Annotated in this window: 9 protein-coding genes; 6 read left to right on the top strand and 3 right to left on the bottom strand. The window is 49.2% G+C overall.

Annotation, left to right across the window (positions count from 1 at the left end; translation table 11 throughout):
- Positions 1-112: 112 nt before the first annotated feature.
- Complete coding sequence (locus ACTHY5_RS02915; protein WP_441876116.1) at positions 113-1,636, bottom strand: fumarate hydratase; 1,524 nt, start codon at positions 1,634-1,636, stop codon at positions 113-115.
- A 160-nt stretch (positions 1,637-1,796) separates the two neighbouring features.
- Here ACTHY5_RS02915 and pabB point away from each other — a divergent pair, with 160 nt between their 5' ends.
- A complete protein-coding gene (pabB, locus tag ACTHY5_RS02910; RefSeq protein ID WP_441876113.1) occupies positions 1,797-3,173 on the top strand; it encodes an aminodeoxychorismate synthase component I in 1,377 nt (458 codons plus the stop codon).
- 51 nt (positions 3,174-3,224) lie between these two features.
- Positions 3,225-3,788, top strand: a complete 564-nt coding sequence (locus ACTHY5_RS02905; RefSeq protein WP_441876110.1) for a CoA pyrophosphatase — start codon at positions 3,225-3,227, stop codon at positions 3,786-3,788.
- Between the two features lie 274 nt (positions 3,789-4,062).
- Here the strand turns inward: ACTHY5_RS02905 and metG are convergent, their stop codons facing one another.
- A complete protein-coding gene (gene metG, locus ACTHY5_RS02900) occupies positions 4,063-6,102 on the bottom strand; it encodes a methionine--tRNA ligase (RefSeq protein WP_441876107.1) in 2,040 nt (679 codons plus the stop codon).
- 258 nt (positions 6,103-6,360) lie between these two features.
- Between metG and apbC the strand changes: the two genes are divergently transcribed.
- The 4 genes from apbC (at position 6,361) to ACTHY5_RS02880 (ending at position 10,875) form a co-directional block, all read left to right on the top strand.
- Positions 6,361-7,434 carry an iron-sulfur cluster carrier protein ApbC gene (gene apbC, locus ACTHY5_RS02895; protein WP_441876104.1) on the top strand — a complete coding sequence of 358 codons (1,074 nt, stop codon included), beginning with the start codon at positions 6,361-6,363 and terminating at the stop codon, positions 7,432-7,434.
- Between the two features lie 86 nt (positions 7,435-7,520).
- Positions 7,521-8,102, top strand: a complete 582-nt coding sequence (gene dcd, locus ACTHY5_RS02890) for a dCTP deaminase (RefSeq protein WP_441876101.1) — start codon at positions 7,521-7,523, stop codon at positions 8,100-8,102.
- Positions 8,103-8,129: 27 nt separating this feature from the next.
- Complete coding sequence (locus ACTHY5_RS02885; protein ID WP_441876098.1) at positions 8,130-10,091, top strand: AsmA family protein; 1,962 nt, start codon at positions 8,130-8,132, stop codon at positions 10,089-10,091.
- 286 nt (positions 10,092-10,377) lie between these two features.
- On the top strand, positions 10,378-10,875 hold the full coding sequence (locus ACTHY5_RS02880; RefSeq protein WP_441876095.1) for a low molecular weight protein-tyrosine-phosphatase: 498 nt from the start codon (positions 10,378-10,380) through the stop codon (positions 10,873-10,875).
- Between the two features lie 144 nt (positions 10,876-11,019).
- Here the strand turns inward: ACTHY5_RS02880 and rne are convergent, their stop codons facing one another.
- Entirely contained in the window at positions 11,020-14,226 is a 3,207-nt protein-coding gene (gene rne, locus ACTHY5_RS02875; protein ID WP_441876092.1) for a ribonuclease E, read from the bottom strand.
- Positions 14,227-14,396 lie beyond the last annotated feature (170 nt).

Genomic DNA, 14,396 nt, shown 5'->3' with positions numbered 1-14,396 from the left:
TCCTCGCAATGACGGCTAAGGGAAAGCGGTACGTTTAACGCGGTACGCCGTACGTGAAAGAAAAACACCGCTTTGGTGTTTACGTATAGCGTACAGCTTAAGGCGCTTAACGTTACTTGTTACTTAATTTCGCATCTAGCTCTGCTATTTTGGCTTTCCAGATGGCGGGGCCGGCTACGTGGGCGTTGTTGCCCTCGGAGTCTACTGCTACGGTAACGGGCATATCTTCTACTTCAAACTCGTAGATGGCCTCCATGCCTAAGTCTTCAAACGCCACTATGCGGGCTTTTTTCACGGCCTTAGCCACTAAATAAGCCGCACCGCCTACCGCCATTAGGTATACGGCTTTGTGCTGCTGAATAGACTCAACGGTTGCCGGGCCACGCTCAGCTTTACCCACCATGCCCAGCAAACCGGCTTGCTCTAGCATCATATCGGTAAATTTATCCATGCGGGTGGCGGTGGTGGGGCCAGCCGGACCTACGGCTTCATCACCAATGGCATCTACAGGGCCGACGTAATAGATAAAGCGGTCTTTAAAGTCGACAGGCAAAGGCTCGCCATTGGCTAGCATTTCTTGAATGCGCTTGTGTGCCGCGTCGCGACCGGTAAGCAGTTTGCCTGATAGCAACACGGTTTCGCCCATTTTCCATTCAGCAATATCATCGCGCGTTAGGGTGTCTAAATTAGCACGGCGGGCACTGTCGCCTACCTCCCAGGTGACTTCTGGCCAGTCTTCCAGCTTAGGCGGTGTCAGCTCTGCAGGGCCCGAGCCGTCTAGGTGAAAATGAACGTGGCGGGTAGCGGCACAGTTTGGGATCATCACCACCGGCTTAGACGCGGCATGGGTGGGGGCGGTTTTAACTTTAATGTCGACCACTGTGGTTAAGCCACCAAGACCTTGAGCGCCAATGCCCAGCTTATTGGCTTTTTCAAAGATCTCTAAGCGCAACTTTTCTTCGGTGGTGTTAGCGCCGCGCTCTATTAAATCGTGAATATCGACCGGATCCATTAAGGATTCTTTAGCCATAACGGCGGCTTTTTCAGCGGTGCCGCCAATACCAATGCCGAGCATGCCCGGTGGACACCAGCCGGCACCCATGGTGGGCAGGGTATTCAGTACCCACTCGGTGACATCGTCTGAGGGGTTCAGCATTACCATTTTGGACTTGTTTTCTGATCCACCGCCTTTTGCGGCAATGGCCACTTCCACTTCATTACCTGGCACCATATCAATGTGTACCACAGACGGGGTATTGTCTTTGGTATTAAGACGCTTACCTGCCGGATCGGCAACAATAGAAGCGCGCAGCGGATTATCGGCATTCAGGTAGGCGCGGCGTACCCCTTCATCGACCATTTGTTGTACGGTGAGGTCACTGTCCCATTGCACTTGCATGCCAATTTTAACAAAACAGGTCACTATGCCGGTGTCTTGGCACAAGGGGCGATGGCCTTCGGCTGACATGCGCGAGTTAATTAAAATTTGTGCAATGGCGTCTTTGGCCGCCTGACTTTGTTCTTTGTTATAGGCTTTTTCTAGCGCCTGCACAAAGTCTAATGGATGATAGTAAGAAATATATTGCAGGGCATCGGCAACGGAGTCGATAAAATCCTGTTTTTTAATAATGCTCATCATGTTCCTCGCAGGTTCGCTATTCGCTCTATTAAGAAGACAAGTGTCTCTTGGGCGATGCTTGGTATTGTTATAATGACCGCTATGATACGCTTTACGCCCCTAAGCTGGCCAGCCCGAGCGCCAGACCAAATGCCAAAACTGTCGAGTAGATTACATAATGGGACTGCCTTTACATATTCACAGCCAACCTTTTACCGGCTCTGTGCATGATTTTTTTTCGCCTATTGCTCATTTACCTTGGGCGATGTTGTTGGAGTCGGGGGGAGATCATGGTGCCGATAGCCGCTTTCATATTATGAGTGCCCAGCCGTTAGCCACCTTAGTTACCGAGGCGGACAACACGCTTATTACGCACCAAGCTCAGCGCTATCACTCAACAGCGTCTCCATTTTCGTTATTAAAACAATGGCAAGCGGCCGTTATTGGTGATGTGAAGGTGCCAGAAGGCTATGCACATCTGCCATTTGTGGGCGGCGCCTTGGGCTTGTTTAGTTACGATTTAGGGCGTCGGGTAGAGCGGATACCGAATACGGCCATTAATGAGCTGGCTACCCCCGATATGGCGGTGGGACTATTTGATTGGGCATGGGTGATTGATTGCGAGCAACAGCTGGCGCATTTAGTGGTGCTAGGAGATCAGGCAGCATTGACGGCTCGATTAAGCTGGTGGCAAGCACAACAGGCGCTGGCGCAGGTGCATTTTAAGCTCACCTCTCAGTGGCAAGCCAACCAAAGCCAACAACAATATATTGAGCGTTTTAATCGAGTGCAAAATTACCTGCGGGCAGGGGACTGCTATCAAATTAACTTAACGCTGAGGTTTAATAGTCAATTTAGTGGCGATACTTGGCAGGCTTATCGGCAGCTAAGTGAGCACAATCAAGCACCATTTTCGGCCTTTTTACAGCTACCGAACAGCACTTTATTAAGCTTATCTCCCGAGCGCTTTATTGCCCTTGAAGGGCGGCGGGTAGAAACCAAACCCATTAAGGGCACACGGCCAAGAGGGGCGACCCAAGAGCAAGATCAAGCGCTGGCCAATGAATTAGCGAGCGCGCCTAAAGATCGTGCCGAAAATGTAATGATAGTGGATTTGCTGCGCAACGATATTGGCCGCGTGTGTGTGCCAGGCTCAGTAAAGGTGCCCTCATTATTTGCCATTGAGTCATTTGCGGCTGTGCATCATTTAGTGTCTACCATTACCGGTGAACTTGCTGAGGGCTTAACGGGGGCCGATTTATTAGCGGCAACCTTTCCGGGGGGCTCTATTACCGGCGCCCCTAAAGTGCGGGCCATGGAGATTATTGAGGAGCTAGAAACCCACCGCCGCCATGCCTATTGTGGCAGTATTGGCTATATTAGTGCCCATGGGCGTATGGACACCAGCATTACCATTCGTACCCTAGTGGCTGAGCAACATCGTTTATATTGCTGGGCTGGCGGCGGCGTGGTGGCAGACTCAACCGCAGAGGCTGAATACCAAGAGCTGTTTGATAAGCTGGGTAAAATATTGCCGGTGTTGGCAGCGCTATAACAAGTGGCACGCCTTGTGTGGTAGGGCAAAATAGGAGGTAGGTGTTAAACGATGCAGTTAGAAGAATTAAAAACACGACTTAATGTGTTGCCGCCTTTGGCTGATCCGCATTTGCCTGATAATGCCTATCCGGCGGCGGTATTAATGCCCTTACTGCCCACCGGGCAAGGGTTAGAGCTAGTGTTAACGCGCCGTAGTCGCCATTTACGTCATCATGCCGGCCAAGTGTGCTTTCCGGGAGGGCGAGTAGACAGCACAGATGTCAGCCTATGGGATGCGGCAGTGCGTGAAAGCTTTGAAGAGATCGGCTTGTTACCCGAGCAGTGTCAGCCATTGGCGCAATTACAGGCCCAGCATACTATTTCTGATTTTGCCCTAACCCCCTTTGTAGGGCTGGTGCAGGGGGAGGTGAATTTTAAGCTGAATCCGGGTGAAGTAGACGAGCTGTTTCAAGTACCGCTCGAATACTTATTAGATGTGCGCCATCACCATGTATTGTCGGTGAGTCGTAAAGGAGTGCCGCAGCAAGTGGTATTTATACGCTGGCATAATACCTGGATTTGGGGCATTACCGCCGCCATCATCCACCAGCTAGCACTACAGATAGCACGATAATGCTTTTTTAAGCGGTACGTTACCCGCCATACGCTATACGTAAGTAAACACCAAACCGGCGTTTTCTTTACCGTACGGCGTACCGCGTTAAACGTACCGCTTTCCCTTAGCCGTCATTGCGAGGAGCGTAGCGACGCGGCAATCCATGGCACAGACAGCGGTACGTTACCCGCCATACGCTATACGTAAAAACCAAAGCGGTGTTTTTCTTTCACGTACGGCGTACAGCGTTAAGCGTACAGCTCCCCGAAGGGGCACAGCCCCCGAAGGGCCGTTATTTAATACGCATGCCTGGTTGTGCGCCTTGGTGGGGTTCTAAAATCCACAGATCGTTACCACCAGGGCCGGCGGCTAATACCATGCCTTCACTTAACCCAAAGCGCATTTTACGAGGGGCTAGGTTGGCCACCATAACGGTGAGTTTGCCTTCTAAATCTTCTGGGCTATAAGCAGACTTTATACCAGCAAACACTTGGCGGGTTTCGCCGCCTAAATCGAGCTCAAGGCGTAATAGCTTGTCGGCTTTAGGCACGGCTTCGGCTTTAGTAATCAGCGCAACGCGCAAGTCGACTTTAGCAAAATCATCAAAGCTGATGGTGTCACTAATAGGGTCATCCGCCAAAGGGCCCGATACAGGTGCTGAGATTAAGCTTTGTTCAACGGCGAGATCTTCTTTTGATGCTTCTACCATGGCGGCTACTTTGTCTGTGTCCATTCTGCTAAATAATGACTTAAATGAGCTAAGGGTATGATCCACTAGCGGTGCAGATAAAGCGTCCCAAGTGAGAGTGGTGTTTAAAAAGGCCTCGCTGCGTTGAGCAAGCTCAGGCATCACGGGTTTTAAGTAGGTCATTAAACAACGGAACAAGTTAATGCCTACCGAGCAAATAGCTTGTAGCTGATCGTCTTGACCTTCTTGCTTGGCAATTACCCAAGGCGCTTGTTCATCTATATAGCGATTGGCTTTATCTGCAAGCGCCATGATCTCGCGTATGGCGCGACCAAATTCCCGTTGCTCATAATACTGACCTATGCGCTCACCGGCATTGGCAAATTCAGCATACAGCGCAGGCTCGGCGCATTGGGCAGATAACTGGCCGTTAAAACGCTTTTTAATAAAGCCGGCATTACGAGAGGCGAGGTTCACCAGCTTGTTAACCACGTCGCTGTTTACACGGGCCACAAAGTCGGTCAGGTTTAAGTCTAAGTCGTCAATGCGGTTAGTGAGCTTAGCAGCGTAGTAATAGCGCAAGCATTCAGGATCTAAGTGTTTAAGGTAGGTATCTGCCTTAATAAAGGTGCCTTTAGACTTAGACATTTTAGCGCCATCAACGGTTACGTAACCGTGCACAAAGATATTGGTGGGCTTTCGAAAGTTACTGCCGTCTAACATAGCGGGCCAAAACAGGCTGTGGAAATAGACAATGTCTTTACCAATAAAGTGATACAGCTCTGTGGTGCTGTCTTTATGCCAGTATTCGTCAAAGTTAATGTCGCCGCGTTTGTTGCAGTAGTTTTTAAATGAGCCCATGTAGCCAATGGGGGCATCTAACCACACATAAAAATACTTACCCGGTGCATCAGGAATTTCAAAGCCAAAATAAGGTGCGTCGCGGGTAATGTCCCACTGCTGCAAGCCCGACTCAAACCACTCTTCTAGCTTATTCGCCATTTCTTCTTGCAAAGCCCCGGAGCGGGTCCAAGCTTTTAACATGCCACTAAATTGGGGCAGGTCAAAAAAGAAGTGCTCGCTGTCTTTCATAATAGGCGTGGCGCCCGACACCGCAGAGCGAGGGTTTATCAGCTCAGTAGGGCTATAGGTTGCCGCGCACACATCGCAGTTATCACCGTATTGATCCTCAGCTTTACAGCTAGGGCAGGTGCCTTTAACGAAACGGTCGGGCAAAAACATATTTTGCTCGGGATCGTAGAGCTGAGAAATGGTGCGATTTTCAATAAAGCCGTTATTTTTTAGGCGGCCATAAATAAGCTCGGCAAACTCGCGGTTTTCTGGGCTATGAGTGGTGTGATAATTATCAAACCCGATATTAAAACGATGGAAGTCGGCTTGGTGCTCTTTTTGCACATCGGCAATCAGCTGTTCGGGATCTATACCCAATTGCTTAGCTTTAAGCATGATGGGGGTGCCATGGGCATCATCGGCACAAATAAAATGAACAGTTTGGCCGCGCATTCGCTGATAACGAACCCAGATATCGGCCTGAATATGCTCCAACATATGACCAAGGTGAATTGAACCGTTGGCATAGGGAAGGGCGCAGGTGACAAGTATCTTACGAGGTTCGGTAGCCATAATATCCATTCTGTTAGTTAATTTGATGGGACCGGCCATATTACCCGAGTTTTTTTAGGTTATACACACTTTGCCGACTTTTTCACGGCTAAAGCGGATATGTTGTGCGTTTTGGTGACGCTATCTTGGGCGAATGAATCAAAGTGTGGGCTATGGCGCTATTTATTGGTGAGTTCCGGCTGTGCTGTGCATGTTATGGCTTACGCCACCGCAGCCTTTTTGGTAGAGTGTGTGGCATCTTCACTCTGGGGTAACAGCATGAATAATGAACAGATTATGACGGCATTAAGCCAGTTTGTGCCTGCAAATTGGGCGCGCGATCCGGTTAGCGCTGGTTTTGTACGAGGAGTCACCCTCACAGACAGCACATTAGCGATTAAGCTGGTGCTGCCCTTTGTTGACTATCAGCTTGAGGCAAGCTTGCGCCAGCTTGATGAGCAGCTTTGTACCTTAAGCGGAGCACAAACCGTGGAGTGGCAATTAAGCCACGATGTTGCCACCTTGGCAGCGGCCGGAGAGTCTCAGAGTGTGGCGGGCGTGCGTAACATTATTGCGGTGTCGTCGGGTAAAGGCGGGGTGGGCAAATCAACTACCTCGGTTAACTTAGCACTGGCGTTAAGCCGTCTAGGGGCGCGAGTAGGCGTATTAGATGCGGACGTATATGGCCCCTCTATTCCGATGATGTTAGGTGTGCCCAAAGAAAAGCCCGCCAGTGATGATGGCAAAACCATGTCGCCCATTAGTGCCCATGGCATTGTGGCCAACAGTATTGGTTTTCTTGTTAAAGAGGGGGATGCCACCGTATGGCGTGGCCCTATGGCCAGTAAGGCGTTAGCGCAAATCTTGCGGGAAACCCGCTGGGGTGACTTAGACTATTTAATTGTCGACTTACCGCCAGGCACAGGGGATATTCAGCTGACCATGGCCCAAGATGTGCCCACTACAGCGGCGATTGTCGTTACTACGCCACAAAACGTCGCACTCGCGGATGCCGTTAAAGGTATTAGTATGTTCCGTAAAGTGAATATTCCGGTGGTGGGTGTGATTGAGAATATGAGTTATCACCAGTGTCGCCAGTGCGGCCATCAAGAGGCGTTATTTGGTGAAGGTGGGGGCTTGCGTGCTTCACAAGAGCATCAGGTGCCATTAATTGGTCAGTTGCCATTAGATGCCGACATTGGCCGACAAATGGATAAGGGGACCCCGACCTTGGTGGCCGAACCTGAGGGTGACTTGTCTCACTTGTATTTAACCATGGCGGCGCGTATTGCCAGTGGTGTGTACTTTAGTGGTAACGCAGTGCCTACTCGTTTGTATACTCGAGCGGTTTAATCATAGCTGCTATGGCCATAAGGCCTTGTTGTTGATAGTAAGAGAATGGCGTAGCAGCGCTATTTATTTTAAATGAGGAAGTTGTAATGCGTCTTTGTGACCGCGATATTAAGCGCTATTTGGCCGACGGTATTATTCATATTAGCCCCGAGCCAGATCCGGAGCGAATAAGTGGTGTGACGGTCGATGTATTACTGGGCAATGAGTTTCGAGTCTTTCAGGCACACAGTGCGCCCTATATCGATTTAAGTGGGCCTAAAGCCGAGGTGTCAGATGCCATTGAGCGGGTGATGAGCGATGAAATATTTATTGCAGATGGTGACGCTTTTTTTCTACATCCAGGCGAATTAGCACTGGCTGTGACACTGGAGTCTATTACCTTGCCTGATAATATAGTGGGCTGGTTAGACGGTCGCTCTTCGCTAGCACGACTGGGGTTAATGGTGCACGCCACTGCGCACCGTATTGATCCGGGCTGGTCTGGGCGCATTGTGCTGGAGTTTTATAATGGCGGCAAATTGCCCTTAGCATTGCGGCCCCACATGGTGATTGGTGCCCTTAACTTTGAAACCATGTCTGGCTCTGCAGAGCGTCCTTATATGAGTCGTGCTAACGCCAAATATAAAGCGCAACAAGGGGCTGACGCGAGCCGCATTAACCAAGACTAAGTGTTACGGACACACGGGATTAACATAATGAAAAAGTTATTTTACGGTATTGGCGGCTTAGTGTTACTGCTGGTATTGGCGTTGGTTGTATTAACCCAAGTGATTGATACCGAACGTGTTAAACGAGTATTAATAGAGCAAACGAGAGAGAAAACAGGCCGAGCATTAGTAATTAATGGTGATTTAAGCTGGCGCTTCTTTCCCTCTGTCGGCTTTACTGTAAAAGACGCATCCTTGCTTAATCCCCCAGGTTTTACAGAAGGGAATACTTTGTCGGTGGGCGAGATTAGCCTCGATGTTGCCCTTAAGCCATTGTTTGATAATAAGCTAGACGTTGGTGAGGCGGTGCTGGCTAATGCGCGACTGCACTTAATTACTCGTGCCGATGGCGTAACAAACATTGATGACTTGCGAGAACTGCTCGCTGAGTCAGGGAATAATACCGAGACGCCGGAAACCACCCCAGACGGGACGAAAACCGACACCCAGCCTGCGACAGAATCGACTCATTCGTCGATGCAAGTGAGCTTGGCAGGAGTGAAAGTAGCCGATGCTGAAGTGATCATTCAAAATGATATGAGCGCTAAGTTGACGCGGTTAAATCGTGTTAATTTTACTTTGAGTGATTTTGCCCCTGGTAATACGGTGCCGTTAAGCCTGTCGGGTAATTTATTTACCGATGATATTCAAGCCAATATTAAGGCCTCTGGTCAATTTTGGCTGGCGCCAGAGCTAGATCGCATACAGTTAAATGATCTGGACTTGTTAGTGGGCACCACAGGTCGTGCCATTCCGGGTAATAAACAGTTTGCGTTGCAAGGTGACTTGTCTTATCACTTAGACAATAAATTGGCGACCTTTAAAGAGGTAGACCTTGATATTGGTGAACTGGCGGTGAGCGGTGAGCTTGCCGTGGCGCACCAAGGTCAACCAGAATTGTCTTTTAACTTACATACCGATTTGCTTGATATTGATGCGCTACAAGCAGATTGGCGCGCCACGCCGGTAACAGAAAACACACAAGACGCCAAAGAGGCGGTCAGTCAAAATGCAGCACCACCGGCAACCTTATCGTCAGCTGTTCCCTCTGCTGAGCCTGATATGTCATTTTTGCAAAATATTAAAGTAGAAGGTGAGTTGGCCGCCGACAAAGTACAAGCCAGTGGCATAGAGCTTGAGCAACTTGATATTCACATTTATCTTGATCAAGGCAAAGTAACGCTTAACTCGGTGCAAGCACAATTATATGAAGGCCAGATTGATGCGACAGCTGAGCTGGATGTGACTCGTCACCCTGCGCGTTTTTGGGTTAAGCAAACTCTGACAGGTATTAATGCCCATGAACTGCTTAATGCAGCCGCTGATTTAGATTATTTAGAAGGGCGTGGTGATTTAACGTTTAACTTAACTGGTTCAGGCTTGACTGCTGCAGCCATTAAAAAAAGCGTAAAAGGCACGGCGGGCATTAAAGTAACAGATGGCGCCTTGCAGGGTGTGAATATTGCTTCGTTGATCCGCCGTGCGTATGCCAAGGTAAAAGGCTTGCCTGTACCAGCGAAAGACCAGGTAGAAAAGACTGACTTTAGTGCACTGACCGCCGATTTTGCGATTGCTAAAGGGACTGTTAGTACTGATAACTTGCACATGGCTTCTCCTTTGTTACGCATAGACGGTGAAGGTGAAACCGACCTGTTTGACCAGTCACTCGATATCTTAATGAATACGGCGATTGTAGGCAGCCTGAAAGGGCAAGATGGTGAAGAGTTAAGCGAATTAAAAAATATTTTATTACCGATACGTATCAGTGGCTCTTATCAAGACCCAGAATATAGCCTAGATCTACAACAGCTATTTGATGTGTATTTAAGTGAAAAGGCTGATAAAGAAATAGAGCGAGCCAAGCGTAAACTCGGCGATAAATTAGGGGATAAGTTAGGCGACAAACTCGGTGATAAATTACCCGGGTTGTTCGATAAACTAGGACTCTAGTAACAAGAGCGCTAAAGAGCTTGCTGATAACGCCTTGCTCGCTTAGCGCTCTTTTTTATCTGTGATCTTTGATATTATACCAATCTAAGTAAATATATGATCTATTTTTACGTTGAGCGGTGGAGGCACAAAGATCAGCTTTTGTACCAATCTACCCCGAGCGTAGGGTCGAATTTATTCGACCTCTTTAGGCCTTGCTATGGTTTTTAGTCGATTGAAATCGACCCTACAGAAGCCATAAAACCGGATCAACTAGTTTTCAAGATTGGTATTAGGAAGGTGTTTGATGAAAAGTACTCACAAGACATCCCACACAAGTAAGCCGATAGCCAAGGTGCTCATGGTGTGTTTGGGTAATATCTGCCGCTCACCTAGTGCAGAAGCTGTGTTACGCCAGCAAGCAGCCAAAGTGGGTGTTGCTTTACAGGTAGACTCAGCAGGTACTTATGGTGGGCATGCTGGCGCTTTGCCAGACGCACGGTCGCGAGCAGCAGGGGAGCGCAGAGGTTATGATTTTAGTGGTATTTATTCTCGCCAAGTGCAAGTAGCGGATTTTGCTCAGTTTGATCTGATTCTTGTCGCAGATAACAGCAACCTCACCCAGCTAAAACAATTGTGTCCAGCTGAACATCAGCACAAACTGAGACTCTTACTGAGTTTTAGTCAACAAGCCGCCCAAGAAGTCCCAGATCCCTATTACGGCGGTGAGCAAGGCTTTGAGCAGGTGTTGGATTTAATCGAGTCAGCTTGTACGGGCATTTTGGCGCAATATAGTCATCAATAATACCAATCAGGAAAACTCACTGATCAGGTGTGTGGTGGGAGGTGACTTTGTTTCCTCTTGATACAGCATTCAAATAGAACGAATATTTAACGTGATTGATATAAAAAAGGCTCCCGTAGGAGCCTTTTTTGTGGTGGTTGCTAATTAATAGCTACTGGGTTTAGTCATAGGGGCAGAAGCTGTGTTTTTAGCCGCTGTGCTACCAGCATGACGGCCACTGCTTGTCACTGTTTCTCGCAACAAGGGCGGGAATTCTGGCTTCACGTAGGGAGCCTGCTCAACGACAGTTGGCTTAGTCATGGGAGCAGACGCCTGTTTAGCACCTTGATATAACCCCGTGCTTGCTGCGGCTGGTGATGTTGCTGTTTGCACCACCTTTTTTTCTATTGCAGGTGGAGCTTGCTGCTCTGTTACCGGTTCAGCCTGTGGTTTTGCTACAGGTTCTGCTTGTGGCGCAGCTTTTTCGTCGGTGACGGGCTGTGCCTGCTGCTCTGCTACCGGTTCAGTCTGTGGTTTTGCTACAGGTTCTGCTTGTGGCGCAGCTTTTTCGTTAGTAACGGGCTTTGCCTGCTGCTCTGCTAGCGATTCAGCCTGTGGTTTTGCTACAGGTTCTGCTTGTGGCGCAGCTTTTTCGTCAGTAACGGGCTGTGCCTGCTGCTCTGCTACCGGTTCAGTCTGTGGTTTTGCTACAGGTTCTGCTTGTGGCGCAGCTTTTTCGTTAGTAACGGGCTTTGCCTGCTGCTCTGCTAGTGGTTCAGCCTGTGGTTTTGCTACAGGTTCTGCGTGTGGCGCAGCTTTTTCGTCAGTAATAGGCTGTGCCTGCTGTTGTGTTACCGGTTCAGCCTGTAGTTTTGGCTTGGCGTCTTGCTTTGCTTGTTGGGCCTGTTCTGCCTGTTCTGCTTTAGCGGCTTGAGCTTGGGCTTCTTGTGCAGCCAGCTCTTCTGCAGATGCGACCCATTTTTCTTCACCTTCGCGCTCAATAAGTGCTGCTATGCTGTTTTCACGGCGACGGCGGCGATTATCTTCATTCATTCGCTTGCGCTTGGGCATAGGGTTGCGCTTGTGCTGAGACGTTTTCTCAGTGTCTGCTGTGGCCTCTACTGCACTAGGCTCTGGCTTTTGAATGTTTGCTTCAACGGGCTTGCCATCATTATCTACGCGAACTTGTTTGCGCATTTCACGACGCTGACGACGCTCGGCCACGTTTTGTGCTTTTTGCTCGTTGTGCTGCGCTTCGGTAGATGTTGCCTGTTGCGCATCTTTTTGCTGAGCACTTTGCTGCTGAGCACTTTGTTGCTGAGCACTTTGCTGCTGAGGGCTCTCACGGCGAGGCTTGCGGCGGTCGCGACGAGGGCGCTCGTTTTTATTGTCGGTATCAGAAGCTTGCTGAGATTTATTCTCAGGGGTTGCTTGGGCTTTATTGTAGCGCTCTTCATCCCGTGGCTTACGGTTATCTGGGCGATCATTTGAGCGATCGTTGCGTTCATTATTACGCCCATTACTACGAACGTTGGCATTGCTTTGCTGACGGGCGTTAGTGCGACCATTATTACGGTTGCTATTGCGGCTGTTGGTGCGGTTATTACGATCGTTATTACGTGCTGGGCGCTCTTTGGGCTCAGGCGTTACAGGCGGTGTAGTGGCTGCTTGTGGTTCAGTGGTGCCTTTAAACCAGCTAGAAACGGCGCACATAATACGGTTGAGTAATCCGGGTGGAGCCTGCTCAGGGGCAGAAGCGGTAGGCGCTTCTTTTGTGGTAGGCGCCGTAAAACCTTGTAAGGCAGGCTGCTCGCTGCGAGAAGATGCTTTGCTATCGCGTGGCGTGTAAGCGGGCTTATCGACGGATGATTTTAAATGAAAGCTGCTTACACTTTCTTCATCGCCACTGCGTACTCGTGCCACTTCAAAGTGAGGGGTTTCAAGTTGTTCGTTGGGAATAATGTAGATACTAACACTATAGCGCTGCTCAAGATCGGCAATGGCTTGGCGCTTCTCGTTTAGCAAGTAAGCGGCAACATCAACCGGCACTTGGCCATGAATTTGGCCGGTATTATCTTTTAGCGCTTCTTCTTCAATTAGGCGCAAAATAGCCAGTGCTAATGATTCATTATCACGAATGGTGCCTTGGCCTAAGCAACGCGGACACACGTGCGTGCTTGACTCTCCCAAAGAAGGGCGCAAGCGTTGGCGAGACATTTCTAATAAGCCAAAGCGAGAGATGCGGCCTAGCTGAATGCGCGCACGATCTTGGCGTACTGCATCGCGTACGCGATTTTCTACTTCGCGCTGGTGGCGTACGGGGGTCATATCAATAAAGTCGATTACCACCAAGCCACCTAAGTCGCGCAGGCGTAATTGGCGAGCAATCTCATCTGCGGCTTCTAAGTTAGTTTGTAGCGCAGTTTCTTCAATGTCGCCGCCTTTGGTGGCACGAGAAGAGTTAATGTCGATACTGGTGAGGGCCTCGGTGGGGTCAATAACAATACTGCCACCAGAGGGGAGGCGCACTTCGCGTTGAAAAGCCGACTCTATTTGGCTTTCAATTTGAAAGTGGCTAAACATAGGCACATCGCCTTCGTAGAGCTTAACGCGGCTCACAAAATCGGGGCGTACCAGTTCAATGTGCTTTTGAGCGCGTTCAAAAACTACAGGGTTATCAATTAAAATTTCACCAATATCGCGGCGCAAATAATCGCGAATAGCACGTACAATCACGTTACTTTCTTGGTGGATTAAAAAGGGAGCTGTGCCGCCTTCGGCCGCTTCTTGAATGGCAGACCAGTGCGTTTGCAATACATGTAAATCCCACTCTAGCTCTTCAGCCGATTTACCCACACCTGCAGTACGCACAATTAGACCCATGCCGTCGGGCAAGTCAAGTTGAGACAGCGCTTGTTTTAGCTCGGTACGCTCGTCACCTTCAATGCGGCGCGAAATACCGCCAGCACGCGGGTTATTAGGCATTAATACCAAGTACGAGCCTGCCAAACTGATAAAGGTAGTTAACGCGGCGCCTTTATTACCTCGCTCTTCTTTATCTATTTGTACGATAACTTCTTGACCTTCTTTAACCACCTCTTTGATATTGGGGCGGCCTTGATAGGTATAACCGGCAGGGAAGTAGTTGCGGGCAATTTCTTTTAAGGGCAAAAAACCATGACGATCAGCACCATAATCAACAAAGGCGGCTTCAAGGCTGGGTTCTACACGGGTAATTTTGCCCTTGTAGATATTGGCTTTTTTTTGTTCGTGCCCAGGGCTTTCAATATCTAAATCGTAGAGCTTTTGCCCGTCTACTAGGGCAACGCGCAACTCTTCTTCTTGAGTGGCGTTAATTAGCATTCTTTTCATTAATGACTCTTTTTATAAGTTTTTACTGTTTTTACAGTGTTGGTATGTCCCTAATTTCGCCGTGTTATTCCGACGGACACCGGCCTCGAGTCTGTTAGCGTAACGAATACAGCCTCCCGGCTGGGTACGCTTGAGGCGCTTATTCAGGTGTCTTTCGCGTAAGGGAGAGC

The sequence above is a fragment of the Oceanisphaera sp. genome, assembly GCF_052084945.1.
Lineage (GTDB): Bacteria > Pseudomonadota > Gammaproteobacteria > Enterobacterales > Aeromonadaceae > Oceanimonas.
This window is presented reverse-complemented; position numbering and strand designations above follow the sequence as displayed.

What these genes read in the sequence shown, in the direction of transcription:
- ACTHY5_RS02915 (WP_441876116.1), bottom strand. Translation starts at nt 1,636, where the DNA reads ATGAGCATTATTAAAAAACAGGATTTTATCGACTCCGTTGCCGATGCC.
- pabB (WP_441876113.1), top strand. Translation starts at nt 1,797, where the DNA reads ATGGGACTGCCTTTACATATTCACAGCCAACCTTTTACCGGCTCTGTG.
- ACTHY5_RS02905 (WP_441876110.1), top strand. Translation starts at nt 3,225, where the DNA reads ATGCAGTTAGAAGAATTAAAAACACGACTTAATGTGTTGCCGCCTTTG.
- metG (WP_441876107.1), bottom strand. Translation starts at nt 6,102, where the DNA reads ATGGCTACCGAACCTCGTAAGATACTTGTCACCTGCGCCCTTCCCTAT.
- apbC (WP_441876104.1), top strand. Translation starts at nt 6,361, where the DNA reads ATGAATAATGAACAGATTATGACGGCATTAAGCCAGTTTGTGCCTGCA.
- dcd (WP_441876101.1), top strand. Translation starts at nt 7,521, where the DNA reads ATGCGTCTTTGTGACCGCGATATTAAGCGCTATTTGGCCGACGGTATT.
- ACTHY5_RS02885 (WP_441876098.1), top strand. Translation starts at nt 8,130, where the DNA reads ATGAAAAAGTTATTTTACGGTATTGGCGGCTTAGTGTTACTGCTGGTA.
- ACTHY5_RS02880 (WP_441876095.1), top strand. Translation starts at nt 10,378, where the DNA reads ATGAAAAGTACTCACAAGACATCCCACACAAGTAAGCCGATAGCCAAG.
- rne (WP_441876092.1), bottom strand. Translation starts at nt 14,226, where the DNA reads ATGAAAAGAATGCTAATTAACGCCACTCAAGAAGAAGAGTTGCGCGTT.